The sequence below is a fragment of the Lacticaseibacillus salsurae genome (genome assembly GCF_045862175.1).
GTDB classification, from domain to species: Bacteria; Bacillota; Bacilli; order Lactobacillales; family Lactobacillaceae; genus Lacticaseibacillus; species Lacticaseibacillus salsurae.
Window position 1 is genome coordinate 1 of record NZ_BAAFZI010000019.1, and the last position, 24,409, is coordinate 24,409.

The following is a 24,409-nucleotide window of genomic DNA, read 5'->3' on the forward strand; positions in this document are numbered from 1 at the left end:
CCAGTTCGCCACCTTCGTGGATCGAGCCTGGGATCTGGGCGTTGGCGTGACTTGCCGCGCCGCCTGGGAAGGAGAAGCGCTTGAACATGATCTGCATGCCTTTTTCATCTTGCGAGATCTGCGGATATTTTTCTGAATAGGTGCCATCCAAATAAGCATTGGACAACATCACTTGGCCACCGTGACCGGGGCCTTCGAGATATAGCATATTCAGATCATATTTGTTAATGACACGATTAAGATGAGTATAGATGAAGTTTTGCCCCGCAATCGTGCCCCAGTGGCCGATTGGATAAAACTTCACGTCGGAAGATTCAAGGGGGTGCTTTAATAACGGATTATCCGCCAAGTACAACTGACCGACGGAAAGATAGTTGGCGGCTCGCCAGTATGCGGTCATTTTGTCGAAATAAGCTTGTGTGTCATATTCTGTCGCCATGTCGAGAAACCTGCCTTCTTAATGATTGTCTTCAGTATATCACGTTTGCCTTAATTTTACTTAGATTTGCTTAATAAAACTTATGAAATTGCTAATTTGACTTAAAAATCACAGAATTTTAGGAACAACAATTCAAAGACTTTTTGTTCGAGGATGCTGAATCGGGAAACGTTAGGCCTTATCTTCCTCTTGCGCAGCTATAATTGCTGCGCGAGTCGGAATAGAGGGAAACGCCCCCAGAGTTTGAACGGTCAGAGATGATGCGCGAGAAGCATATTGAACTGCTGGAATCAAATTACTGAAATCAGGGGCTAGTTCAGCAGCCAAAGCACCAATAAACGTATCGCCTGCTGCGGTAGTGTCAACAGCTTTTACTGTGAATGCGGAAACAAGTTGCTCACCGGTAGAAGTCGATACAAATGAGCCCATGGATCCTAACGTGATAATTACTGCTTCAATACCGAGTTGATGGAAATATTCAGCATTAGCATGCATCGAAGCCTTATCAATCACAGGAATCCCAGAAATAGCTTCGGCCTCCGTTTCATTTGGTACGATCAAATCAGTTGCAGCAATCAGATCCTTTGGCAAACTAGTTTGCACTGGTGCAGGATTAAAAATCGTTTTGACGCCAACCTGGTGTGCGTAAGTAAATGCTTCAATTGCGGCATCTGTGGGGGTTTCCACCTGCGCGACGATGAAGTCTGACTCGTCAATGACTCGGTGACTTGCTTTGATATCATCCGGACTGACTAGGCCATTGGCACCAGCTTGAACGATAATTGAATTTTGCCCAGTGGCTTGCAACAGGATGTATGCTTGTCCAGTTTGCGTATGAGATTCACGCACAGCGTCCACATTAATTTGATTGTCAGCGAGTTGCTTCAACATAAACTGACCATTATCGTCATCCCCAATGCGACCGATAAAAGTCGTTTTTGCGCCTGAACGTACTGCCGCAATTGCTTGATTAGCACCTTTGCCACCAGCCGCTTTGGAAAAACCATTCATAGCAATAGTTTCACCTGGTTGGGGTAATGTTTGGATGTGTAAGATGCTGTCGACATTGATACTGCCGACGACCGTGATTGTATTAACCATAGCTGCCTCCGAATTAAAATGTAACGCCACTTTCCAAAATAATATTTGAATATGGTGTCGCCTCGCCAGTGCGTATAAATGCTTTATCATGAGCCAAGTGTTGCTTCATTTCTGCATGTGGCATGAATTCGATGGGGACGTCGACTAACGCTCGAATCGCTTTCAGCTGCTCGGGATTTTCAGTTTTGATCTCTTCTGCAAGATAAACTTTTTGTACTTGTAACTCAGAGAGCACATTTTCAAGTACGTCAATAAATTTAGGCAAACCCAGTTTGACTGCTAAATCAATTTTCTTAGTTCCTGCTGGCACTGGCATTCCTGCATCACCGATCGCCAAGGTGTCAAAATGCCCCATATCTGCGATCACACTAGAAATTTGGGTATTAAGCACTTGCGTCTTCTTCATGATCATTCCTCCTCAAATCTCAGGTACAATCTGTATCTGAGTATCTCCACCCGTTGTTTCATTAGCGACAAGAATAAAAACAGGCATCCCGCTATGTCGAGATGCCTGCAGGTCATAAATTAGTTGTTGGCAATGACTTTATCAACATTGTCTTTCGTCGTTAAAGTGATTGGTGGTTGAACATTCTTTTGTACTTTCTTTCCTTGGAAGTGGTTATAGATGGCGTCCAGACTCATCGTCCCCATCTTGTCCCATGACTGCGCAATAGTTGCTTGACCAGTACCAGCCTTGATCATCTTCAAGTAGGCTTCAGCGCCATCGAAACCGATAACTTTGATGTCCTTATGAGCAGATGCAGCAACGGCTTTAGAAGCACCAACAGCCATTTCATCATTTTGAGCAAAGATTGCTTTGATGTCTGGGTGTGCTTGGATAATGTTTTCTGCAACAGTTAAAGCTTTGGCGCGGTCAAAGCCAGCAGTTTGCTTGGTGACGATGTCGAGCTTGCCCTTAGCGTATCCATCAAAACCTTCCCCACGTTCGCGTGTTGCAGAAGCTCCTGGGATCCCAGTGATTTCAGCAACTTTAGCATTCTTACCAACAGTATCAACTAAGTACTTAGCGGCCATCTTACCACCGGCAACAGAGTCCGTTGCAACAGTGCTTAAGACTTTACCGCTATCAGAGGAACGGTCGATACAGACAACTGGAATATTGGCATCATTAGCAGCTTTAACTTCAGTGGCAATCGCTGCGGAATCACATGGGTTAACAATGATCGCATCCACTTTCTTTTGAATGAAATCTTCCATGTCGTTGTTTTGCTTAGCTGTATCGTTTTGCGCATCAGTGATTTGGACCGTGGTGCCATGGTCTTTTGCATACGCTTCCACTTTGTCCTTTAAGACAATGAAGGCTGGATTAGACAAAGTCGAGATTGACACACCGACTTTCAATTGTTTAGGTGACTTCTTAGTAACTTTCGCTGAATCAGAATCTGATCCTTTACTTAAACCAGAGTTCCCACAGGCAGATAACGTCCCAACACTAACTAAGAGCATGGCCCCGATCAAAAGCAGGCGTTTGATTGACTTTTTCATAAGTTTCTCTCCATTTCTGCGATTAAGCTTTACTGTTCTTGCGGTCGAGCAAGACAGCGATCAAAATGACGACCCCTTTGACAATTTGCTGATAGAAGCTTGAAATACCTAACAAGTTCATGCCGTTGCTTAAAGTCCCAATGATCAACGCACCGATCAAAGTACCCGACATCCGACCTTTACCACCGGCCAGACTAGTCCCACCTAAAACAACAGCAGCGATTGCATCCATTTCATAAGATGTCCCAGCATCTGGTTGAGCAGAACTCAAACGAGAGGTTAAAATCATCCCTGCCAACGCTGCCATCAACCCAGAAATGGTGTAAATCAAGATTGTGGTTTTGTTGGTATTAACCCCTGCGACGAAGGCTGCACGTTCATTGCCGCCTAAAGCAAAAGTCTTACGGCCAAAGGCAGTTTTGTGCAAGACAATGTACCAAATGATGAATGCAAGAATCATGATGATGATCGGGATCGGAACACCGAATAAGTAGCCACGACCGATCATCTGGAAGAAAAAGTTATCATTGATCTTAGCGCCAGTGACTGGATTCCCATCCGTGTATACATAAGTAGCCCCACGGAAAATCGTCATAGTTGCTAAGGTCGTGATAAACGCTGCGGCTTTCCCATACGCGATGATCAAACCGTTGAGGCATCCGAACAATGCCCCCAACACCAAACCAGCTAACACTGCGACCCAGCCAGGCATCCCACCAGCAATAAATGAGGCGGTGATAGCACCCGTCAAAGCCAAAGTGGATCCGACTGACAAATCAATACCACCGGTCATAATGACGAAGGTCATCCCAAAGGCGATAATGGCATTGACTGAGGTCTGACGCAGAAGGTTCAATAAGTTATCAACTTGTAAGAACCCTGGGTTTAGGATTGTCACGGCGATCACCAATACAATCAAAGCGATCAAGGTGCCGGCCTTGTTGATCATTTGTTTTACATCGACTTTTTGCTTCGACGTCTTATCTTCAGCTTGCTGCATTGATTTTTCCTCCTGTTGCCAATGTCATAATTTGATCTTGGGTGGCGCCTTTGGCATTCACGATGCCAGTAATATGCCCTTCATAAACAACGGCAATACGGTCGCTCATACTCAATACTTCCGGTAAGTCACTTGAAATCATGATGATTGCGACACCGCGGTCTGTGAGTTCGTTCATGAGCTCATAAATTTCCCGCTTAGCACCAACGTCAACGCCACGGGTCGGCTCATCTAAGATCAAGACCTTACTTCCAGCCCCGACCCATTTTGCCAACACGACCTTTTGTTGGTTACCACCACTTAAACTGCCAGCGGTAACATCTGGCCCCATCGCTTTAACAGTCAGACGTTTCATCAACATCGTGACAAAGTCGTCGATGCCTTTATCATCAATCAGACCATGCTTTTTAAAGCCTGTGATCGATGGTAAAACGATATTGTCTTTGAGCGAATCATCTAAGATCAAACCTTCGTCTTTACGATCTTCCGTCACAAAACCTAAATTGTGTTGAATCGCATGTTCCGGTGTGGTGATTTTAGTTTCTTTACCTTCAATGTAAAGCGTGCCTCCTTGATGCTTATCAATTCCAAAGATTGCTCGCATTATTTCAGTACGCCCTGCACCCATCAAGCCTGAAAATCCTAAGATTTCACCTTCATGAACAGCAAAGTTGATATGTTCAAAAACACCATTTTCAGTGAAGTCCTTGACTTCCAAAGCCACTTCTCCTGGTTTTTGGTGACGATCTGGATAAAAGGCGCCAATATCACGACCGACCATGTCATGAACTAATTGCTGAACATCCACGTCTTTGACTTCATAGATGGCAACTGACACGCCATCACGCATGACTGTGCAACGATCTGCAATTTCGAAGATTTCTTCCATCCGGTGGGAGATATAAATGAAGGAAACGCCCTTAGCCTTTAATTTCCGCACAACATCGAAAAGTTGTTCAATTTCTTTCCCAGTTAATGCGGCAGTTGGTTCGTCCATAATGATCACCTTGGCATCAGTCATGATTGACTTGGCGATTTCGATCATCTGTTGCTTACCAACACTAAAATTGCCAATAGGCTGGCGAACATCGATATCAGCCCCCAATTGTCCTAGATACTTTTTTGCTAATCGCACCATCTCCTTATCTTTCATCAGACCAAATTTGGTCTTGAGCTCTTTATTCAAAAACATATTGTCAACGACCGGCATGTCAGAAAAATTATTCATTTCTTGGTGAATGAATGCGATCCCATGCTGTTCAGCTTCTAGCGGACCGCTATAATGCACTTCCTGGCCATCAACGACGACTTTACCGCCATCTGATGAATATAGTCCGGTAAAGATGTTCATCAGTGTCGATTTACCCGCACCATTTTCGCCAACCAGTGCATGAACTTCACCTGGTTCAACTGTTAAGTCGACCCCTTCAAGCACCCGGTTCTTGCCGAAAGCTTTGGTAATCTTTTGGAGTTCTACTTTCACGGTCGATTCACCTCCATCTCAGTATGAGTAAGCGCTTATACAAGCGCTTACAACTATCGTCTCAAGCATGGTGGACGACCGTGTCCACCGCGTGTTGCCAATCTTCAAGTACTCGCTTACGCGCAACCTCGTCAAGTTCTGGTGAGTAGCGCTGATAATTTAGGTAACTACGATTTGGCTCTAAGAACTGTAAGCTCAACCCAGCCATGAGTACCGTGCCAAATGCGCTGATGTCTGCTTGATCCGCGACTTTCAAGGTCAACTGGCTTAAATCACTTTGACGTTGCATCAAGTAGGGGTTGTGTGTCGGCCCACCATCGACCATCAACGTGTCAAAAGCACTTGTGACATCATCTTGCCCCGCTGCAATCACTGCATTGATCTGTAATGCAATGGCATCAAGCGCCGCTTTTACAATCTCTGGGCGTTTAGTGGCAGCGGTCATATTCAAAATCGCCGCATGTGCGTCTCCGGCCCAATAAGGCGCACCCAAACCGGTGAAAGCAGGAACGATCATCGTATGATCATCAGAGCTGGCGGCTTTGGCCAACACTTCAGTTTCATCAGCTGATTCAATCAAATGCAACGAATCTTTCAGCCAAGTAATCAATGCCCCGGCATAATTCACATTACCTTCCAAGACGTAGGTACTCTGCCCATGTGTTTGCCAGCCAATGGAGGTGACCAACCCAGAAGCTGAGTTGACTCGTGTCGTTCCCGCATTGATCATAATCGAACTGCCTGTGCCATATGTTGCTTTGAGCGATCCTGTTTCAAAACCACTTTGACCAAACAAAGCCGCTTGAGAATCACCCAGCATCGCATGAATTGGTACCGCTTGAGGCAGAATTCCTTCAAAATCCGTCATTCCAAACACTGAATCAGAATCAACAATTTCAGGCAAAGCACGTTTTGGAATGCTAAATAAATCAAGTAGTTCTTGATCCCACTGACAAGAATCCAAATCCATCAACGTGGTACGGCTAGCATTGGAAGGCTCTGTCTTAAATGCAGCGCCATGCGTTAGTTTGAACAATAGCCACGCATCGATCGTTCCTAAACATAAATTATTGGCTGTTGCTGCTGCGCTAACGGCAGGAACGTTCTCCAACATCCAGGTAAACTTTGCGGCAGTAAAACTTGGAGAAAGCGGTAAACCTGTCCGCTCTTTAATCAATGCATCTGCACCAGGACTTTCTGTGGCAATACGCTCACACTGTGGTTTTGCGCGAGTACATTGCCACACGACTGCTTGGCTTAATGGCTCACCTGAACCGCGTGACCAAGCCGCAGCAGTTTCACGTTGATTCGTAATGCCAACGCCGACAACTTTGCGTGGGTCACGCGTACCATCCGCGAATAACGCCTTAACCACAGCTTGCACATTATTGTAGATTTCAGTTAGTTCATGACTGATCCAGCCTTGCTCTGAGATCAATTGATGATGTGGCAAAGCCGCGTGAGCCACGATTGTCGCGTCTTCATCATATAAGAAAGCCTTAGTGCTTTGGGTGCTTTGATCTAATCCGATCAAATACGCCAATCGTACCCCCTCCTTTTATGTATTACCGATGGGGCAAGCCTGCCTACGGAACAAACCTGCTGCCATCAGCCTTGTCTATGCTTTAGCGATGGAATCCGCAATATCTTTAGCGTCGATGCCATAATAACCAAAGACTTCAAGTTGTGGGCCAGAGATTGCAGGTTCATCTGGGAACCCAACGAAGTCAATCTTTGTGTCGCCCCGCGAGGCCAACACTTCAGCGACTGCTGAGCCGATCCCACCGATCACAGAATGTTCTTCAATGGTAACAATATGGTGAGTTTGATCGGCAATTTGATTAAGCAGATCTTTATCGATCGGCTTAACGCTGACCAAATCGACCACTTTTGCAAAAATCCCGCGTGCTTTCAACAATTCAGCTGTCTCAACAGCAATTGCAACTGTTTCGCCTGCAGCAACTAGCGCAATATCATCTCCATTATCGACAACGACATTGCCCTTACCAGGTGCCGAGAAGGCTGTTGCTGTGCTGGTATATACATCAGGCAAAGCACGTTTGCCAATCCGGACATAAGCGGGATGATCTGACTTAGCCAAATATTCGATCAAAGCTTTAGCTTGATATTGATCGGCTGGCAGATAGACTTCCAAATTCGGTAAGGCCCGAGTGATGGCAAGATCTTGCAAGGAATGATGAGTGTTACCTAACACGCTATAGGAATTCCCCCCACTGATTCCAATCAACTTCACGTTGGTGTTCGAGTAAGTCACATCCACTTTGACTTGTTCAATACTGCGCATTGACAAGAAAGCGGCAGGTGAAAATGTGAATGGTCGCTTGCCACTATGAGCTAAACCAGCGCTAACTGTAACTGAATTTTGCTCTGCAATCCCCATTTCGACTAACTGATCTGGTAACGCTTCAGCAAACGGATTTAACGCCGCGCTCCCACGAGAATCACTCGTGACTGCTAAAATGTTTCGGTCCGCTTTTGCAGCGGTAATTAAAGCATCGCAGATCACATTCCCAATCTTTGCAGAATTACTCATGGCTCAACCTCTCAATCTCGGCATCGAAAGCATCTAATGCTTCTTGATATTGTTCCGGCGTTGGCACCTTGTGATGCCAAGCCGCAACGTTTTCGGCAAACTTCACACCTTTTCCTTTGACTGTGTCAGCTAAGATCAGTTTAGGTTTACCAGGCTGATTAGGTGCAGATAACGCTGTAACGAGTTGCGCCATATCATTGCCATCAATCTCAACCACTTCAAACCCAAAGGCCTCATATTTTTTATCCAATGGTTCACTGTTCATCACGTCCTTAGTGGGACCCGAGATTTGTAAACCATTATGATCAATGATTGCTGTTAAGTTATCAAGTTTAAAGCTACCTGCAGCCATGGCGGCTTCCCAAACTGAGCCTTCAGCTTGTTCGCCATCACCCATCAGAACATAGGTATGATAGTTGCGACCGTCAAGCTTTGCTGCCTTGGCGACGCCCACACCCAAGCCAAGTCCATGGCCGAGGGAACCGGTATTCATTTCAATGCCATGGATGTGGTTAGTAGGGTGTCCGATATACGGTGATTGGAATTGAGAATAGTTCAACAGATCAGACTCTGGAAAATACCCGCGCGCAGCCAAGACGCTATACAAAATTTCGACAGCATGTCCTTTTGATTGAATGTAGCGATCACGATTTGGATCATCAAAATTATGAGGATCTTGGTTCAGGACTTTGAAATATAAGGCTGTCAAAATATCGGCACACGACAAATCACTGCCAGTATGCCCAGTTTTGGCCCGATAAATCATTTCCCAGGTGGCCTTACGCAGTTTCACAGCTTCTAATTCTAACGCTTGTGTGTTCATGTGTGCCCTCCTTAGTGAATGATCGAATCGATGTCACCGCGAAGATATGCATTGACGTCTTCTTCGATTGGATCGTAGAAGTCTGGCTTAACGTTGATATATTTGCAAGCTTCATATAAGATCGGTACCACATCATCAGTAACTGCAGCGATATGATGAATATATGGGCCATAAACTAATTTAGTTTCGAAGCGATTCAAATTAGCAAATTGTAACCACAGGTATGTCCCTTGTTCGTAAGGCCCTTCAACGGCTTCAGCGTTCCCCATTAACATGGAATATTCACCGTTGTCGCCATCAAAGCGGCAAAGCGTATAGTGACCATCTTTAGCTTGCAATGCAACGGAGCCAGGATAATCGAAAACGAAGTGACTCGGCGGCAACACTGGTTTGTTTTTGGCTGTCGAAAATGGGAAAACACCTAAATGCTGAAGCAATTCGCCATTTGGATTTTCTGGATGGCGGCAGTTCACATCCGCAAAGACTGCCCGGTGTTCACCTAAAGTTGCTGCTTCGACTAACAGTTCAGAAATCACACCATGAATATCGGTTTCGCAAGTTACTGGCATCCCTTCATCTTGTAACAAAGATTCGGAAGCATACGGTAAGATTCCAATCAGATCTTGTAAAGCCGTCCAGCACTGAATCACGCCAGAATTACAACCATATTGGATCATCTTGTTCTTCAAGGCGACTTTTAAAGCGGCGACCATATTTAAGTCTTTGTCTTTGATCTGGATCTCTGCAATTTCACGAAGATGCGCAATAGTTTCAGCGATTTGTGGATCATTGGCATCTTGGAGACGGTGGATCTCGTCAACTAATTCATTCAAGGGAATTGGAGAAAGTGAGATATTGAATTTCTCAAGTAGTTCACCTTCATTCACCATGGTGGACCAGAAATCAAATGGTCGTGGTCCCACTTGCAGAATTCGTGTGCTTTTAAAAGTCTTTACCACGTTGCAAACCTTAATAAAGTCGGTGACCCCACGTTCAAATTCAGGATCATCGATGTCGACATTAACCAAGTAAGTAAACGGAACCTGGAAACGGCGCAAAACCTTCCCAATGGCGAACAACCCACACTGTGTATCCCGCAAGCGTGAACCATCTGCGGCAGGCGCTTCATCTTTAGGCCCCCACAAAAGTACTGGAACATTAAATTGTTTAGCTAAACGTGCAACTTCATATTCAGTCCCGAAGTTTTCATTTGCTAAGAACAAACCATCGATTTTCGCGGCTTGAAATTTTGCCGTGATCTTAGCCAATCCGGCGTCATCGTATAGTAAACCATCCTCGTTAGCATCTTTGATATCAACGTAATTAACGCCCATATCATCGAGTTTGGTGCGAGTTTTATTAGCAAAATCAATTGCTGCATCTGCGGAAAAAAGATTTCTTCTGGTCGGTGCAAATCCAATTTTAATTTGCTTGAGCAAAACGTTCATGTTTGTCCCTCCCATAAATTGGTAAAAGCGTTTTCACAGATACAGTGTATTTCATCAACTAAATTAAGTCAAGAGTTAAGTCATAAATTATTTTTGTTTATCTAGTGTTTAGTTTAGCTACAGTTGTGGTAATATAGAAGTATTCCTGAACAACCCGAGGTGTACGCCATGAATATGGATGATATTGCTCAGCTTGCCAAAGTGTCAAAGGCTTCAGTATCACTCGCTTTAAACGATCAACCAGGCGTTAGTGACGAGACGCGACAACGCGTTCTCCAAATCGCTAAAGCACATAACTATCGGCCACGTCGTCGAACTACCAAGCCCGTTGCGAAACCGATTCTGCATTTCATCACGGTTAACATCAAAGGCCAAAAGCAGCGTCCGTCTGAACTTCCTTTTTTTGCCAACTTGATTGCCGAGATCTCTGTGATCACTCAGCGTCAACACATTAGCTTGCAAATCGAAGCTCTTGATGAATCGCAACTGACAAACTGGGCCAAATCTGTTTCTGAAGATGATCCACTATTTTTTGGTACCATTGTGTTGGCGACCAGTCTAACTCGTGAACAAATCTTGATGTTCACCCGAAGTTTATCCAAAGTTCTGATCTTAGACAGTGATTATAAAGATCTGGCTGTAAATGCCGTTGCCATCGACAACTACTTGGGTGGTTTTCGTGCGGCCAGCGCGTTATTACAACGTGGCTATCGGGATATCGGCTATGTTGAAGCCGTAGAACAGTATCCCAACTATACTGAACGGCGCAAGGGATTTTTGGACAAACTCACCGACGCAGGGATTGCCCCCACACAAACCTATTCGGTCAACTCCATGTCCATGCAGCAATGCACTGAAGATGAAGAAATCTTCACTCACCCGCTACCACGCGCAATTTTCTGTGATAACGATTATATTGCGATCCGTCTCATGCGACTGGCTTTGCAAAAGGGGATCCGAATTCCTCAAGAATTAGGAGTGATCGGTTTTGATGATATTACCGAAGGCCATATTGTATCCCCCGAGTTAACCACCATCCATGTTCCAGTTCACACCATCGCCAAGGTCGCAGTCAGCCGTCTGACTGAACTCGCTTCTGGAAAATTAAATGAATATACATTCAAACAACTGATTGAACCACAACTCATTCAGAGACACTCACTGTAGCTTTACTAAGCCTTGATCTTAAAGGCTTTTTATTGTTGCGAAAACTCTTCTTTCAAAGTCTGTCGCATCACCTCTTGATTGGGTTTTTGACCACTCCACAACTGGAAATTCATTGCACCTTGAGCAGCTAGCATATTCAATCCTCCAACAATTTGATGTGCACCATGCACTTTGGCTAACTGCAAAAATCGGCTGATAGCTGGATTAAATACGACATCCGCGACATCCATTCTGTTGGTGATGCGCTGATAATTGATATCTGGCGCTAAATCATCGTTAGGCTTCAAGCCTAGAGGGGTGCAATTAATCAAAATATCAGTATCCGACGGTATTTCAATCGTCTTGCTTTGCAGATGAAATTCAGCCGAGGCATCAGTCTGGTTGTTGATCAACTCTGCAAGATCAAGACCTAGCCCCTCAGTGATGTTATAAATGGTGAAGTGACTTGCCCCCGCCAAAGCACTTTCAACAGCGATTGCTCGGGCTACCCCACCTGCACCAAGCATGACAATTCGCTTGCCAGCCAGAGAAATGCCGGCGTCTGTAAGTGACGTGGTAAAACCTTTGCCATCAGAATTTTCACCGAGCAACTTGCCATGATCGTTAATTACACAGTTCACAGCACCAATCATCTTTGCTGCAGGACTGAGTTCATCAAGCATGGGCAATACGGCGATTTTATGCGGCATGGTTAAGTTAAATCCGCGCCACCCCATAGCCTTAGCTCCAGCAACAGCTTCCAAAAGCTCAGAAGGTCTCACTTTACAAGTGATATAACGCCAATTCATCTTGAGATCTGCAAAAGCAGCTTCTTCCATTACACCCGTTGGATTATCATCAACTGGATCTCCCAATAATCCAACTAATTCCGGTCGATAATTGGCCATTTCGATTGCTCCTTTGTTAGAAAAATTACTTTGTTTTCGTCGTTGACTCCCGGAAAACCATCCGAACTGGCAATTGTATTTCTTGATAAGGGCGCTCAGGTTCACGCATGCGTTGCAGCATGAGGTTCACGATTTCCTCCCCAATCGCCTCCACTGGCTGGGCAATAGTAGTTAGCGACGGGGTCAGAAACTGAGCCATACTAATGTCATCAAATCCAACTACCGAATAGTCTTCGGGAATTCGTTTGTTATTTGCTAATAAACCGCGGTACACACCCATCGCCACATCATCATTAACTGCAATCACGGCGGTGGCATCTGTATCAACAATTTTCTCGGCTGCCATTAAGCCACCAGCAGGACTAAATTCGCAATGGAAGACTAATTCGGGGTCAAGTAGTACGCTATGGTTGGAAAATGCTTCCTGATATCCGGTAAAGCGTTTTACCAAATTACCAGTTAAGTGGGGTGGCAACACTATTGCGATTCTTCGATGCCCTTGTTCCAGCAAATGAGTTGCGATCATATTTCCTGCCGCGACTTCATCGATTCCTACTGTATCTCCACGTCCTAACGCTTCTGCTTGATCGGTGAATACCATTGGTAGCTTTTCATGTACTGCTAATGCTTCAACAATTTGATGCGACGCCCCTGGTGCAGCTAAAATCAATCCTTTTTGAGAACCCGCACCAAACTGATCAATAAAGTGATCGATGTTTTCGCTGAATCCATTGACTGAAAACACTTCCGGATAGTAACCCTGTGGGATTGCAGCGGACTGAACAGCCACAACTAGGCTTGCAAAAAAAGGATTCATGATGTCAGGAATCACAATTCCTAATGAATTACCGCGTTGTCCGACTAAACCGCGAGCGTAATAATCGGCTTGATAACCTAACTGATCCCGTGCTTGAACAACCTTAGTACGCGTCTCTTGGCTAAATCGTTCCCCTTTACCATTTAGAATTTGTGAAACCGCTGTAACTGACACAGAAGCAAGCTTTGCTACATCTCGAATTGTTGGCCGTTTGTCCATAACCCACCTCGTAAAACGTTTTATCTCAGTGCACTTGCATTCTAACCGGCTAAAGTAAGCGCTGTCAAATATTAAATTGATGAGAAATTGGCCAAAAATTTTTGGTTATCACATTCTGTTTAACAAGCTGATATATATCAACTGCCACTTCTGTACCACGATCTGAAGAATTTCGTGATAAATACGTTTAATTATGGCGAACTGTAGTAATTTTTGTTCAGTAATCATCAAGTAAACAAATTAGGAATCACTTTGACAATTACTTTATTTTTTTGCAATTCTTCTTCAGCCACTATGTGTAAAAGACTATTCGTTGATGCAAAAAGTGCTGCTTGAAGCCAAAAAAATACCTGGCAGCAATTAAGCTGACAGGTACATTGAAATCGCCAAATGTTGGACATTTTTGTTATAAGATCCGCGGCAACACTGGGCGGCTAAAGAAGTTCCCTTGTCCATAAACGGCGCCGAATTGATCCACTAAGCGCATGTCAGCATCAGATTCGATCGCATCTAGCGACAGATCCAAATGATGGACTTGGCAGACATGTTGCCAGTAGCGCAAATTTTCCAACAGCTTGGCTTCAGCGGCGGCATCGCGTTTCGGTGGCAAGGCGACTTTCACACTGTCAAAATATTGCACCACTGGCGCAAACTCTGCAAACCGCCTTGGCGTTTGGGCATGATCGATCACAAAGCGCACGCCTGCTTGCCGATAAATTGGCGCATATTTGGCAAAAGCCTCAACGTCAGTCATGTGATCGAGCTCCACGATCAACTGCACTTGCCCATTGGCCTGCAAATACGTCAACAAGCCTTGTTTGATCTGCGGATCGGCCAATTCTGCCACTTCAAAGTTCATCGCCAAAGACGGTACTTCCAATTGATGCAAAACCGTGCGGATCAGCGCCATCATCGTGTCAACAGTGACGGTATAATGATCGGCGCGGCCCCAGTGCCCATTGGTGTAACACTCTAAGCGCATTTCATTGGTGGTGATATGGTTATCTGCCAAGCGCGTCACCGGCTGGGTGTAGTAAGTGTAGTTGATCATGGCCGAATGCGAATTATTTAACAGATCCGCTTGACCATCCACGGTAATGCGATCGCGGCCATGTTGTTTGGACAAGTACATCGAGTTATCAGCACGTTTTAACAACGTTTTTAGCGATTGGTCTTTTTCTTCCAAAAAAGCCACGCCCACTGAAACCGAACAGCGAAAATGGTTATCTTGATACGCCACTGGGATCGTGCGCACAGCGTTCCAACAGTTGCGCACCAATGCCACAGCACTTTCCATGTCAAACCCTGGCATCAAAATCGTCAGCTCTTCGCCGCCAGTGCGATATAAGCCTGACGACATCGGCGCGGCTGTTAACTCAGCTTGCAAAATTTTGGTCAAGCCGATCAATACCGCATCCCCTGCGGCATGACCATAATCGTCATTAAAGGACTTGAAGTGGTCGATATCCATTACCGCGACAGCCAGTTGTTGATTGGTTTGCTTGCTGTCTTCAAAGATCTCTGCGCCGACTGAATTCAACCGCATCAAGCTGTACGCTTGCGTCAACGCATCATGGTTCAACTCTGCGGCTAAGCTGTCGCGCTCGGCTACCACTGAACGCATTCGGCGAATATAAGTAAACGCATAAACGCTCATCAAGGCAAAAATCGTCGGATACCCTAGCAACCCGCGCAACGGCATCCCCACATACGTGATCCAAAACAGCGTCCCAGTGGCGATAGCAAAAAACATGTACCACGCAAAATGATAATGCACCATCACTTGATACTGCCGCAACACCACTGACCCGATCGCAAAAATCGCGGCGACCAACACGAACAAATGTGGCTCAAAGGGATGATTGACAAACCAAAAGAAGCACATCACGCTCCAATTGAACAAATACTCTGTCATACTGGTGCTTTCATCTAATAGCGGATAGCTGACGACAAACAGCAACAAATTGACATACATATCGCCGCCTTGTTGCACACTTAACGCCGCCCACTGCAAGCCGACCGCCGTCGCCAGCAAAATGCCGACGCGGATCAAGAGGTTCAAACTGCGCTGTTGCCAAGTACCAGGCGCAGTGCGCAACTTTTGGTAAAAGTCGGAATCATAGTAAGTCAAATAGCCCGCCACAAAAAATACCGATAAAATCGTGCGTCCAAGCCACATTCCAAACGCCATAGGTGTTCCCCCGAATCATTCGATGAAATGCATATACTCCTCCTAGTTAATCGCGCAAACCTGCGCTTGTCAATGAAAAATCAGTTCATTCAAAAAATTATTCTAAAAAATCATCGCCCATACCCAAAACTTTCCCATAACCATCACATCTGGCATCATTTTTAAGTGCCATTTTCAGCTATTTGCGTTTTTAGCGCGATCAACTTCTGATTTCAAGGCTTTGCATTCGCTACAATTTCCACTAAACTAAGAGAAACTGGTTTTGGAAAGGACCTTATGCTCACTGATTTGATCACCGCGATCGCCCAAGCTGATCCCATTATCATTCATCGTCATATCAATCCAGACCCTGACGCGTTTGGCTCGCAAATGGGCCTTAAAGCCTTGATCCACCATCAATTCCCGCAAAAGCAAGTGTTTGCCGTGGGCGAATCTGAACCTAACTTGAATTGGATCGGCCGCCCTGACGTGATCGCCGATTCAACCTATCGCCAAGCGTTAGTGATCGTCATCGATACCGCCAACACTGCGCGGATCGCCGATGACCGCTACACCAGCGGCACTGCGTTAATGAAAATCGATCACCATCCTGATCGCGAACCTTTTGGTGATATCAGTTATGTCGACACCAATGCCTCCAGCAGTTCTGAGATCGTCGCTGACTTGGCACAAGCCGCACATTGGGCCCTCACGCCTGCAGTGGCGCGTTGCTTATACGCTGGCATTCTCGGCGACACTGGGCGCTTCATGTTTGATCTCACCACCCCTAAAACCTTGCGCGTGGCTGCGGACTTAATGGCCCAAGGCATCGATGCGCCAGCCATCGCCCGCGCCGAAGACCAACTGACGCCAAATTTGGCCCAATTGATCGGCTACGCGCTACAACACACCCAAGTCACCGATGCAGGCGCTGGGAGTTTCATCTTATCCACAGACCAACGCGAACGCTTCGGCGTGCCGCTGGGGATGGAACAGATCGCGGTGAATTATGTCGGCAAGCTCACCACCATTGACGCGTGGATCATGTTCACGCAGCGACTTGATGGCCAATATCGCTGTGAGTTGCGCAGCAAGCATCACCCGATCAATCAACTTGCGGTGGCGTTTGGCGGCGGTGGCCATCCGCTGGCGTCAGGGGCTGTGGCCAAAGATCTGGCCACTTGCCAAGCGATGATCAAAGCCTTAAACGACTTATTAAAGGAGCAACCGAAATGAAAACTGCATATTTAGCTGAAAGCTGGTTCAACCCAGCGCAAGTCAGCTTGCTCAAAGCCGCTACGCCAAAGCTTGAAGCCAATGCCACATTAGATTGGCAAAATACATTTCGCCCGCAAGAACATGTTTACCGCAACTGGACGCCAGCCGATCACCCTAACATGTTTGCTGACCCAGAATGGCAAATGGCAACTTTTCGCGAAGATGTGTCTGGTATCAATGCTTCAGATATTGTCGTGGCGTTATACGACCCAACGCCGGCAAATTCCGATCCTGGGGTGTTGTGGGAAATCGGTTACGCGTATGGGCTGCACAAACCCGTGATCTTGGTGTTACCAGATGACTGCCAAACCGACTTGAACTTAATGCCAGCCCTTGGCGCCACGGCAGTGATCCAAGTGAAAGATCTGCTGAGTTTCAACTTCGACCAACCGCATTTGCACCATTTTCAAGGCAGCGTGTATTAAAAAAAAGACTTTTCCCTTCACACCATTTCAGTGAGCGGGAAAAGCCTTTTTTGTTTAGGCAGGTTGGGTGCTTAATGCTTGGGCGCGTTTGCCGCCAAAGTTGATCAAGCGCATCGCGTTGAAGATCACCACTAAGATCGACGCTTCGTGGACGAACATGCCACTGGCCATATAGATGAACCCAGCGATCAAGCCGATCAACAAGAAGGCGACGACGGCAATGGCAATGGCCACATTTTCCCGCGTGTTCAAAACGGTTTTTTTGGCTAAACGATAAGCGTGATTCAACGCGGCAAAACTCGATTGCATCAACACCACATCAGAAGTTTCGATCGCCACATCCGTCCCAGACCCCATGGCGATGCCAATGTCGGCAGTGGCCAAAGATGGCGAATCATTAATCCCATCGCCAACAAAGGCGACGGTGCGGCCGTCAGCTTTGAATTGTTGGACAAAGGTCACCTTGTCTTCTGGCATTAATTCGGCATGGACTTCATCGATCCCTAACACCTTGGCCACATGTTCTGCTGTGGCTTGGTTGTCGCCAGTTAACATCACCAAATGCTTGGCGCCAGCAGCTTTCAAGTTAGCCAATTCCTCAGCCATGCCTTCGCGAATTTGATCGGCGATGGCAAAGATCCCAGCGATCTGCCCATCGATGGCCACGATCACTGTCGATGCGCCAGCACTGGCCAATTCATGTAGCGTTGCCGCTTGAGCATCGGTCAACTGCAGATCATGAGCCGCGAGCAATTTCACATTCCCAGCGCAAACGTGATGTCCGTCGATCGTCGCGGTGATGCCTTGGCCTTTGATGGTATTGGTATCACTCACTGCTAAGGCCTTGAACGCTTCGCCTTGTTGATCCGCATATTGCGTCAACGCGCGGCCTAAAGGATGGTCAGACAAATTCTCTAACGCTGCTGTTAAGCGGATCAATTGCGCTTGATCATCGGTATAGGCCACCACTTGGTCAACGGCGGTTTTGCCAGTGGTCAAGGTGCCGGTTTTATCAAAGACAAAGGTATCGACTTTGGCGAAGGTATCCATCGCCTCGCCGCCTTTGACTAAGATCCCGCGCTTGGCACCATTGCCGATCCCAGCAACATTAGAAACTGGCGCGCCGATCACCAACGCCCCAGGGCACCCGAGTACCAAAACCGTAATGGCGGTACGCAAGTCTTTGGTGAACACGAATACCAATGCGGCTAAGATCAACACTGCTGGGGTGTAATATTGGGCAAAGCGATCGATAAACTTTTCGGCATGGGACTTGGTGTCTTGGGCATCTTCAACTAATTCCACGATTTTGGCAAAGGTGGTGTCATCCCCAACTTTCGTCGCGGCAACATCCAAGAAGCCATCACTTAACATGGTACCGGAAAAAACTTGATCACCGGTTTGCTTGGACACGGCGCGAGATTCACCCGTGACTGCGGCTTCGTCTGCGTAGCCTGAGCCAGAAACGACTTGGCCATCCACTGGGATCGCCGCGCCGGTTTTGACGCGAACCACATCACCGACATCCACATCATCGACATCGATTTCTGCTAAGCTGCCATCAGCTTGCACGACTGAAGCAGTCGTCGGCGCCATTTCCGTCAGGCTTTTGATCGATTCGCGGGTCTTGGATAAGGTTTTTTGTTCCAAGAAGTTCCCGAATAAGAACAAGAACGTCACGATCGCCGATTCATTATATTCTCCGATGGCAAACGCCCCGATCACTGCCAACGTGACCAGAAATTCAATGGAGATCACTTTGACGCGGATCGCTTGATACGCATGCATGGCGATAGGCAGGACTGCCACGATCGATGCGACTGCCAGCACCACTGCATAGATCGTGGGTTGGCCTAAGAATTTAGCAGCATACCCGATCACGATCAAAGCGGCAGACAACCAGGTGATCGTGGTTTGGTTTTTTTGTAAATATTGTTGGAATTTCATATTTGGATTCCCCTTTCACTCATTGACAAGTTCATTGTATGGCGGCTTTGCCAATTAAAACTTGACGCACATCAAGTTTGGTCAAATTCCGCAAAAAATTTGTCCTTGACATAATTGACCTCGAACATACTGTCGCGTTATGATGGGTTAGCTGATGCATTCAGTCAGTCATTCAAAGGGGTACAACAGATGATCACCTTTTACGGTCAACCCAAATTTGCGAACATCGACAATGCGTCGACAGCCAGCGGATATGAGCTTTTGGTTCGCCAATATATCGACGGCCGCTGGATGTTGCCAGAAGATTTCACGGCACTGCCACCAAATCAATTTGAACATTTACTGCGCAAAGCGTTAGCCGCCATGCCTAAAACCATCACCCGCATCTCGTTTAACTTAGAGCGGGTGCATTTTGTTGACCCAGAATTTCTGGAAATGGTTCAACGCGTCCAGCGCGATACTGACGTGATCTTAACGGTCGAATTGACTGAACGCTACGATCCCAATATTGATAACTTGACCATCGTGCAAGCGGCTAAGGCATTTTTTGACGCCGGCATCGATGTGGTGATCGATGATGTCGGCAGTGGTAACAACTTACCTGGATTAGTTGAGGCGCTGACGCCTTACGTGGTCGGTTATAAATTCGGCATTCAGAATTTACGTCCTTATGCCACTGATGCTGATTTGGATGATCGCTTGAACTTTTGGGCCCAACAAGCCCAAAGCAAACACAAACGCTTTGAAGTCGCCGGCGTCGAATCCCTAGACGATATCGAAAAAATGCAAGACATCCCCGCTTGTTCAGATATTCAAGGTTATTACTTTGGCCAACCCGTGCCATTAAGTACTGACGACTTATAACCAACATGGGTGTTACCCCATCAAAAAAACGCCTTGGTGCCACGATTCGTTTTGAATCGCAGTACCAAGGCGCTTTTTTGGCTAAGTGTTGCGGATAAAACGCGCTAACTTGTGCGTTAATGGATCCCTAGCATGATCTTGGCTTGTCGAGATAAGTTATCCACTGACCAAGCCGGCTCCCATACCAAATTGATCTTCACTTCGTTGACTTCCGGCAAGCGCGAAAGCATCGCGTCGATGTCTTCAGATAACATATCAGATAGCGGACATCCCATGATCGTCAACGTCATGGTCACCGTGCACACACCATCATCCAACGTGACATCATAGATCAAGCCAAGGTCGACGACATCCACGCCAAGTTCTGGGTCGATCACTTGTTCCAGCGCCTCTAACGCGCGGTTTTTGAATGTTTCATCCATCATGTCGCCCTCCATTTCGTTAGGCTTATTATAGCCTGCTAAACGCAATTGTGCCACTGTCGACTTTTGTGTGTCGGATCAAAGGACTATAATAGACCCATCTTATACAAAGGGATGACCTTAATTGACTGAATATCATCACGGCTCATGTACCACCGTATTAGTCGGCAAGAAAGCTTCCATTGACGGCTCGACAATGATCGCCAGAAATGAAGACGGCTTTGCCCCGTTGAACTTTGAAAAATTTGTCTTGGTGAAACCTGTTGACCAACCGCGGCACTACCAAGCCAAGCTCTCCAAATTCCACATCGAATTACCAGATGATCCGATGCGCTATACGTCAACACCTGATGTTGAAAAAGCGCACGGGATCTGGGCGGCAGCTGGCATCAACAGTGCCAATGTGGCCATGACTGCCACTGAAACCACCACCACTAACTCCCTCATTTTAGGCTTGGATCCATTGGTCAAAGATGGCTTAGGTGAAGAAGATATCACCGCGATCACTTTGCCTTATGTGCATTCGGCTCGCGAAGGCGTCGCACGTTTAGGCGCGTTGCATGAAAAATATGGCACTTATGAAACCAACGGCATCGCCTTTTCTGACGAAGATGAAGTGTGGTATTTTGACACCATCGGCGGGCACCACTGGGCTGCGGTACGCATTCCAGATGACGCTTATGTGATCGCACCAAACCGCTTCAATATCGATTGGTTTGACTTTGATTCTGATGACACCATGTGTTCAGCAGATCTCAAGGCGTTGATCGATGACAATCACTTGAACCCAGATCGCAAAGGCTACAACCTGCGCCATATTTTTGGCTCAGCCACGCCAAAAGACACCCGCTACAACAACCCGCGGGCTTGGTTTGGACAAAAATACCTCACCCCAGATGTTGAACAATCTCCGATCGATCAAGACTTGCCATTCATTTGCCATGCCAACCGCTTGATCTCCATTGAAGACGTGAAATTCATCGAATCGTCTCACTACCAAAACACGCCTTATGATGTTTATGGCGAAGGGACGCAAGCGCAAAAGAAGCAATTTCGGCCGATCGGTATCAACCGCAACCAAGAATTGCACATTTTACAAATTCGGCCAGATCAACCTGACGCCTTAAAAGGGGTGCACTGGTTAGCCTTTGGACCAAACACCTTCAACGCTGTGGTGCCATTTTACGCCAATGTTGAAGATACCCCAGCGGCATATCGCGATACCACCACGGAATTTGACCCAACCAATATGTACTGGTTGACCTACTTACTGGCAACTTTTGGCGATTACGACTTCAACTTGTTTGAAGACCAAGAAGACCTGTTTGAACAAAACAGCGTCGCCGCTTGCCGCAAGTTGCAACATGACGCAGACGCCGCTGCCAAAGACCAAGCTGATCTGCCAGCTTACTTGACCCAAGTCAACCAGCAAATGGCTGACGTGGCGTTAAAGCAAGCCACTCACTTATTAGGCGAAATGGTCAAGTTATCCGCCCCACGCATGGCGTTACAATTCACCTTGCATGATTGATCCATCTAAAAAGCCCACCGAAAAATTTTTCGGTGGGCTTTTTAGATGGATCAGCGAACACTTTTGTCACTTAACTGGACGGCTATTTTTCTTGAGACGACACTAAAGGCATGAAACTCATTGGAGGCGTCTTGATGGAACAAAATGCCCAAGCACTTTATGACTTGATCGACCAGGCTTATCCCGAGCATTCTGATTTTGAATGGAACGCCGCATACAACCAAATCTTGTTGAAGTATGCCAAGCAACTCAGCGACGGTGACGCCATTGAAACCATTCGCGTGCCAATGTACATCGAATTATACCAACTGCCGCATTTTCGCCCGATGACCTTATCGCCGGTTGGGCGGGCATTATATGGGAAGTTGCACCAAGATTGCCATGATTATGACGCCAAGCAGCTGCGTCATCAAGCGCTGGCTTATGGGATCATCGTGGCTGGGGCCACTTGGGGCGCCAGTTTTGGCAGCCACTAAAAAACTGGTGCGATCGCCCATACGGCGACGGCACCAGTTTTTTTAATTACCAATTTAACATTTCTCGAATTTTCATGGCTAAGCGAACCGGTGGCCATACCATATCGATCGCCACGCGTTCAACGCCATCAAGACGCTTGAGCACCCGCGCAATTTCTTCGCCTGTCGATTCTGCTAAGGGATTGCCCCATACCGATTCCGGCATGGTGACGATACAATTGCCATCCTCATCAACTTCAACGTGGTTGATCAGCCCTAAACGGACCACATCCACCCCTTGAACTGGTTCGATGACACTACGTAACACGGTACGCGCTTGTTTGGTGATATCGATCATGTGCTCAGCTCCCTTCTTGGTACAATGATTATTATACCGCTTGGGGAACGTTTTCTCATGTACGAAAACGATAAGTGTTCTCATAAAGTTCATATTTGGATGTGCTATAACCTAACAATCAGCCAATTTTTATTATTATCTTAGTAAAAGTTTATTTTTCTAATAGTTTTATTAGATTTCGATATTGGCTGACCTGCCACTGCACATAGGTTTTCCCGCGGGGCATGGTTTCGGTCACCTGCAAGATCGGCACTTGATTGGCTTTGGCGACTTGAGTCAAGTTGGTGATCAGTTTGCTTTGCACTTGTTGGTTGATCACCACAAAAGCGACTTGGTGCTGGGTCAACAAATGCGTATTTTTCTGGATATCAGCTGGCGTCGGGTCGCTACCTTCTTCGATGGCTTGGGCAAAATGCGCATCGGCCACTTTCATGCCGATGGCTTGCAAGGCGTTATTGAACACCGGCTCTGAGACTATCGCCGCTTGGCCTTGGGCAGAGGTAGTTAGCCGGCTAACTACCTCGTCTAGTGGCTTCAAACTGGTCATATAGCGTTTAGCGTTGCGGGCGTATGTGTGGCGATGTTTGGGATCAAGTTTACCAAAGCGCTTCGCTAAGGCTGTCGCCATCAACTTCATGGCTTGGGGCTTATACCAAATATGTTCATTTTCGCCGTTTTTCACGCCAACGACTTTGGCGGCGGTGATCATCGGCGTATCAGGTTGCGCCTTGGCCAGTTTGGTCATCCAGCTATCATACCCGGCGCCATTAGCGATCAACACATCCGCTTGGGCCACGGTTTTGCCGACTTGGCTGGTGGGTTGATAATCATGCGGGTCCACATTAGGATCTTTGATCACTGAAGTCACCGTGCCATATTTGCCGAGCACTTGTTGGGCCACTTCCCCATAAAAATCCACACTGGCTACCACGTGTAATTTGCCGTTTTGGCTTTGGCGTTGCTCACAGCCGGCAAGCAACATGATCAAGCCGATCAAAGCGGCGGTAAAATAAGTCCGTTTATGCATTCGGGTTCCTCCATTTGTTAATCGTAACAGTTACGATTAACAATCATAGCAAACCACCCGCTTCATTGCAACTCTCTGCTAAGGCGTGACGTTCATCGTCGATTTTCCAACGTTTATCGTCAGCTTCCCTCAACATTCCGTGATGTGGTTACAATGATCAGAGGAAAACAACTCAATCCCAATGGAGGTACCCACGCATGTCAACAACCCGCTATGAGGACATCGCAAACCTGGTGCGACAGGCCTTGGATGACCCTGAAATCGCCCAAGAGCCTGAATTGGTGACGCAATTAACGCATATCGGTGATGCCGCGTTGCATCAGCGCCGCTATTATGATGACCGCAACGCATTTGCGCCGCTGGTATCCAGTTTTGCCCGCCACCACCATGATCAAATCCTGCCAGTCTTATTAACCTTGCTACGATTTGTCCAAACACCGCATGCCTACAGCGGCCTATAAAAAACAGCGCTGAGAATCTGAAATGCA

The 24,409-nt window shown here is 46.7% G+C and carries 24 protein-coding genes; 7 read left to right on the plus strand and 17 right to left on the minus strand.

All coding sequences use genetic code 11. The annotated features are described in order from the left end of the window. The 10 genes from ACKTSG_RS07160 to ACKTSG_RS07205 form a co-directional block, all read right to left on the minus strand. Nucleotides 1-439: phosphoketolase family protein (locus ACKTSG_RS07160; protein ID WP_491062179.1), on the minus strand; the 439-nt coding region annotated here is incomplete at its 3' end. A gap of 171 nt (nucleotides 440-610) precedes the next feature. After that, complete coding sequence (gene rbsK, locus ACKTSG_RS07165) at nucleotides 611-1,540, minus strand: ribokinase (RefSeq protein WP_407893344.1); 930 nt, start codon at nucleotides 1,538-1,540, stop codon at nucleotides 611-613. A 13-nt stretch (nucleotides 1,541-1,553) separates the two neighbouring features. Then, nucleotides 1,554-1,946 (minus strand): D-ribose pyranase, encoded by a 393-nt coding sequence (gene rbsD / locus ACKTSG_RS07170; protein WP_407893346.1) that lies wholly within the window; start codon nucleotides 1,944-1,946, stop codon nucleotides 1,554-1,556. A gap of 119 nt (nucleotides 1,947-2,065) precedes the next feature. Continuing rightward, complete coding sequence (locus tag ACKTSG_RS07175; RefSeq protein ID WP_407893348.1) at nucleotides 2,066-3,046, minus strand: substrate-binding domain-containing protein; 981 nt, start codon at nucleotides 3,044-3,046, stop codon at nucleotides 2,066-2,068. A gap of 22 nt (nucleotides 3,047-3,068) precedes the next feature. Beyond that, nucleotides 3,069-4,046 carry a ribose ABC transporter permease gene (gene rbsC, locus ACKTSG_RS07180; protein WP_407893350.1) on the minus strand — a complete coding sequence of 326 codons (978 nt, stop codon included), beginning with the start codon at nucleotides 4,044-4,046 and terminating at the stop codon, nucleotides 3,069-3,071. Next, nucleotides 4,033-5,529 (minus strand): sugar ABC transporter ATP-binding protein, encoded by a 1,497-nt coding sequence (locus ACKTSG_RS07185; RefSeq protein WP_407893352.1) that lies wholly within the window; start codon nucleotides 5,527-5,529, stop codon nucleotides 4,033-4,035. Before ACKTSG_RS07185 ends, rbsC begins: the two co-directional genes overlap by 14 nt. Before the next feature lie 61 nt (nucleotides 5,530-5,590). Then, complete coding sequence (locus ACKTSG_RS07190) at nucleotides 5,591-7,072, minus strand: FGGY-family carbohydrate kinase (RefSeq protein ID WP_407893354.1); 1,482 nt, start codon at nucleotides 7,070-7,072, stop codon at nucleotides 5,591-5,593. A gap of 75 nt (nucleotides 7,073-7,147) precedes the next feature. Then, nucleotides 7,148-8,083: a transketolase family protein gene (locus tag ACKTSG_RS07195; protein ID WP_407893356.1), complete on the minus strand. Its 936-nt coding sequence runs from the start codon at nucleotides 8,081-8,083 to the stop codon at nucleotides 7,148-7,150. Then, nucleotides 8,076-8,906 (minus strand): transketolase, encoded by an 831-nt coding sequence (locus ACKTSG_RS07200; RefSeq protein WP_407893358.1) that lies wholly within the window; start codon nucleotides 8,904-8,906, stop codon nucleotides 8,076-8,078. Before ACKTSG_RS07200 ends, ACKTSG_RS07195 begins: the two co-directional genes overlap by 8 nt. Nucleotides 8,907-8,917: 11 nt before the next feature. Next, nucleotides 8,918-10,354: an L-fucose/L-arabinose isomerase family protein gene (locus ACKTSG_RS07205; protein WP_407893360.1), complete on the minus strand. Its 1,437-nt coding sequence runs from the start codon at nucleotides 10,352-10,354 to the stop codon at nucleotides 8,918-8,920. A 168-nt stretch (nucleotides 10,355-10,522) separates the two neighbouring features. Here ACKTSG_RS07205 and ACKTSG_RS07210 point away from each other — a divergent pair, with 168 nt between their 5' ends. After that, nucleotides 10,523-11,521, plus strand: a complete 999-nt coding sequence (locus ACKTSG_RS07210; protein WP_407893362.1) for a LacI family DNA-binding transcriptional regulator — start codon at nucleotides 10,523-10,525, stop codon at nucleotides 11,519-11,521. A gap of 29 nt (nucleotides 11,522-11,550) precedes the next feature. Here ACKTSG_RS07210 and aroE read toward each other — a convergent pair whose 3' ends face one another. The 3 genes from aroE to ACKTSG_RS07225 form a co-directional block, all read right to left on the minus strand. Continuing rightward, a complete protein-coding gene (aroE, locus tag ACKTSG_RS07215; RefSeq protein ID WP_407893364.1) occupies nucleotides 11,551-12,408 on the minus strand; it encodes a shikimate dehydrogenase in 858 nt (285 codons plus the stop codon). 25 nt (nucleotides 12,409-12,433) lie between these two features. Continuing rightward, entirely contained in the window at nucleotides 12,434-13,444 is a 1,011-nt protein-coding gene (locus ACKTSG_RS07220) for a LacI family DNA-binding transcriptional regulator (protein ID WP_407893366.1), read from the minus strand. A gap of 406 nt (nucleotides 13,445-13,850) precedes the next feature. Beyond that, the gene (locus ACKTSG_RS07225; protein ID WP_407893368.1) at nucleotides 13,851-15,635 is read right to left on the minus strand and encodes a sensor domain-containing diguanylate cyclase; all 1,785 of its coding nucleotides are present in this window, start codon (nucleotides 15,633-15,635) and stop codon (nucleotides 13,851-13,853) included. Between the two features lie 276 nt (nucleotides 15,636-15,911). On the opposite strand from ACKTSG_RS07225, the gene ACKTSG_RS07230 reads away from it, so the two are divergent. Beyond that, the gene (locus ACKTSG_RS07230) at nucleotides 15,912-16,850 is read left to right on the plus strand and encodes a DHH family phosphoesterase (protein WP_407893370.1); all 939 of its coding nucleotides are present in this window, start codon (nucleotides 15,912-15,914) and stop codon (nucleotides 16,848-16,850) included. Next, entirely contained in the window at nucleotides 16,847-17,317 is a 471-nt protein-coding gene (locus ACKTSG_RS07235; protein ID WP_407893372.1) for a nucleoside 2-deoxyribosyltransferase, read from the plus strand. The genes ACKTSG_RS07230 and ACKTSG_RS07235 overlap by 4 nt, the downstream gene beginning before the upstream one ends. Nucleotides 17,318-17,371: 54 nt before the next feature. On the opposite strand, the gene ACKTSG_RS07240 is transcribed toward ACKTSG_RS07235, so the two are convergent. Next, a complete protein-coding gene (locus ACKTSG_RS07240; RefSeq protein WP_407893374.1) occupies nucleotides 17,372-19,264 on the minus strand; it encodes a heavy metal translocating P-type ATPase in 1,893 nt (630 codons plus the stop codon). 189 nt (nucleotides 19,265-19,453) lie between these two features. Between ACKTSG_RS07240 and ACKTSG_RS07245 the strand changes: the two genes are divergently transcribed. Beyond that, the gene (locus ACKTSG_RS07245; RefSeq protein WP_407893376.1) at nucleotides 19,454-20,128 is read left to right on the plus strand and encodes an EAL domain-containing protein; all 675 of its coding nucleotides are present in this window, start codon (nucleotides 19,454-19,456) and stop codon (nucleotides 20,126-20,128) included. A 116-nt stretch (nucleotides 20,129-20,244) separates the two neighbouring features. On the opposite strand, the gene ACKTSG_RS07250 is transcribed toward ACKTSG_RS07245, so the two are convergent. Continuing rightward, nucleotides 20,245-20,550, minus strand: a complete 306-nt coding sequence (locus ACKTSG_RS07250; RefSeq protein ID WP_407893426.1) for a metal-sulfur cluster assembly factor — start codon at nucleotides 20,548-20,550, stop codon at nucleotides 20,245-20,247. 124 nt (nucleotides 20,551-20,674) lie between these two features. Between ACKTSG_RS07250 and ACKTSG_RS07255 the strand changes: the two genes are divergently transcribed. Together ACKTSG_RS07255 and ACKTSG_RS07260 are read left to right on the plus strand one after the other, a co-directional pair. Beyond that, on the plus strand, nucleotides 20,675-22,081 hold the full coding sequence (locus ACKTSG_RS07255) for a C69 family dipeptidase (protein WP_407893378.1): 1,407 nt from the start codon (nucleotides 20,675-20,677) through the stop codon (nucleotides 22,079-22,081). 134 nt (nucleotides 22,082-22,215) lie between these two features. Continuing rightward, on the plus strand, nucleotides 22,216-22,557 hold the full coding sequence (locus tag ACKTSG_RS07260; protein WP_407893380.1) for a hypothetical protein: 342 nt from the start codon (nucleotides 22,216-22,218) through the stop codon (nucleotides 22,555-22,557). A gap of 46 nt (nucleotides 22,558-22,603) precedes the next feature. On the opposite strand, the gene ACKTSG_RS07265 is transcribed toward ACKTSG_RS07260, so the two are convergent. Then, a complete protein-coding gene (locus ACKTSG_RS07265) occupies nucleotides 22,604-22,894 on the minus strand; it encodes a metal-sulfur cluster assembly factor (protein WP_407893382.1) in 291 nt (96 codons plus the stop codon). Nucleotides 22,895-23,045: 151 nt separating this feature from the next. Further along, the gene (locus ACKTSG_RS07270) at nucleotides 23,046-23,921 is read right to left on the minus strand and encodes a metal ABC transporter solute-binding protein, Zn/Mn family (RefSeq protein WP_407893384.1); all 876 of its coding nucleotides are present in this window, start codon (nucleotides 23,919-23,921) and stop codon (nucleotides 23,046-23,048) included. Nucleotides 23,922-24,118: 197 nt separating this feature from the next. Between ACKTSG_RS07270 and ACKTSG_RS07275 the strand changes: the two genes are divergently transcribed. Beyond that, nucleotides 24,119-24,382 (plus strand): hypothetical protein, encoded by a 264-nt coding sequence (locus ACKTSG_RS07275; protein ID WP_407893386.1) that lies wholly within the window; start codon nucleotides 24,119-24,121, stop codon nucleotides 24,380-24,382. The last annotated feature ends 27 nt before the right edge of the window (nucleotides 24,383-24,409 follow it).

Excerpts from the sequence above, each read along its gene's own strand:
- ACKTSG_RS07250 (WP_407893426.1), bottom strand. The coding sequence starts at position 20,550 with ATGGATGAAACATTCAAAAACCGCGCGTTAGAGGCGCTGGAACAAGTG.
- ACKTSG_RS07275 (WP_407893386.1), top strand. The coding sequence starts at position 24,119 with ATGTCAACAACCCGCTATGAGGACATCGCAAACCTGGTGCGACAGGCC.
- ACKTSG_RS07235 (WP_407893372.1), top strand. The coding sequence starts at position 16,847 with ATGAAAACTGCATATTTAGCTGAAAGCTGGTTCAACCCAGCGCAAGTC.
- ACKTSG_RS07265 (WP_407893382.1), bottom strand. The coding sequence starts at position 22,894 with ATGATCGATATCACCAAACAAGCGCGTACCGTGTTACGTAGTGTCATC.
- ACKTSG_RS07200 (WP_407893358.1), bottom strand. The coding sequence starts at position 8,906 with ATGAACACACAAGCGTTAGAATTAGAAGCTGTGAAACTGCGTAAGGCC.
- ACKTSG_RS07270 (WP_407893384.1), bottom strand. The coding sequence starts at position 23,921 with ATGCATAAACGGACTTATTTTACCGCCGCTTTGATCGGCTTGATCATG.
- rbsC (WP_407893350.1), bottom strand. The coding sequence starts at position 4,046 with ATGCAGCAAGCTGAAGATAAGACGTCGAAGCAAAAAGTCGATGTAAAA.
- ACKTSG_RS07210 (WP_407893362.1), top strand. The coding sequence starts at position 10,523 with ATGAATATGGATGATATTGCTCAGCTTGCCAAAGTGTCAAAGGCTTCA.
- ACKTSG_RS07195 (WP_407893356.1), bottom strand. The coding sequence starts at position 8,083 with ATGAGTAATTCTGCAAAGATTGGGAATGTGATCTGCGATGCTTTAATT.
- rbsD (WP_407893346.1), bottom strand. The coding sequence starts at position 1,946 with ATGAAGAAGACGCAAGTGCTTAATACCCAAATTTCTAGTGTGATCGCA.
- ACKTSG_RS07245 (WP_407893376.1), top strand. The coding sequence starts at position 19,454 with ATGATCACCTTTTACGGTCAACCCAAATTTGCGAACATCGACAATGCG.
- ACKTSG_RS07175 (WP_407893348.1), bottom strand. The coding sequence starts at position 3,046 with ATGAAAAAGTCAATCAAACGCCTGCTTTTGATCGGGGCCATGCTCTTA.
- aroE (WP_407893364.1), bottom strand. The coding sequence starts at position 12,408 with ATGGCCAATTATCGACCGGAATTAGTTGGATTATTGGGAGATCCAGTT.
- ACKTSG_RS07225 (WP_407893368.1), bottom strand. The coding sequence starts at position 15,635 with ATGGCGTTTGGAATGTGGCTTGGACGCACGATTTTATCGGTATTTTTT.
- ACKTSG_RS07240 (WP_407893374.1), bottom strand. The coding sequence starts at position 19,264 with ATGAAATTCCAACAATATTTACAAAAAAACCAAACCACGATCACCTGG.
- rbsK (WP_407893344.1), bottom strand. The coding sequence starts at position 1,540 with ATGGTTAATACAATCACGGTCGTCGGCAGTATCAATGTCGACAGCATC.
- ACKTSG_RS07205 (WP_407893360.1), bottom strand. The coding sequence starts at position 10,354 with ATGAACGTTTTGCTCAAGCAAATTAAAATTGGATTTGCACCGACCAGA.
- ACKTSG_RS07220 (WP_407893366.1), bottom strand. The coding sequence starts at position 13,444 with ATGGACAAACGGCCAACAATTCGAGATGTAGCAAAGCTTGCTTCTGTG.
- ACKTSG_RS07260 (WP_407893380.1), top strand. The coding sequence starts at position 22,216 with ATGGAACAAAATGCCCAAGCACTTTATGACTTGATCGACCAGGCTTAT.
- ACKTSG_RS07230 (WP_407893370.1), top strand. The coding sequence starts at position 15,912 with ATGCTCACTGATTTGATCACCGCGATCGCCCAAGCTGATCCCATTATC.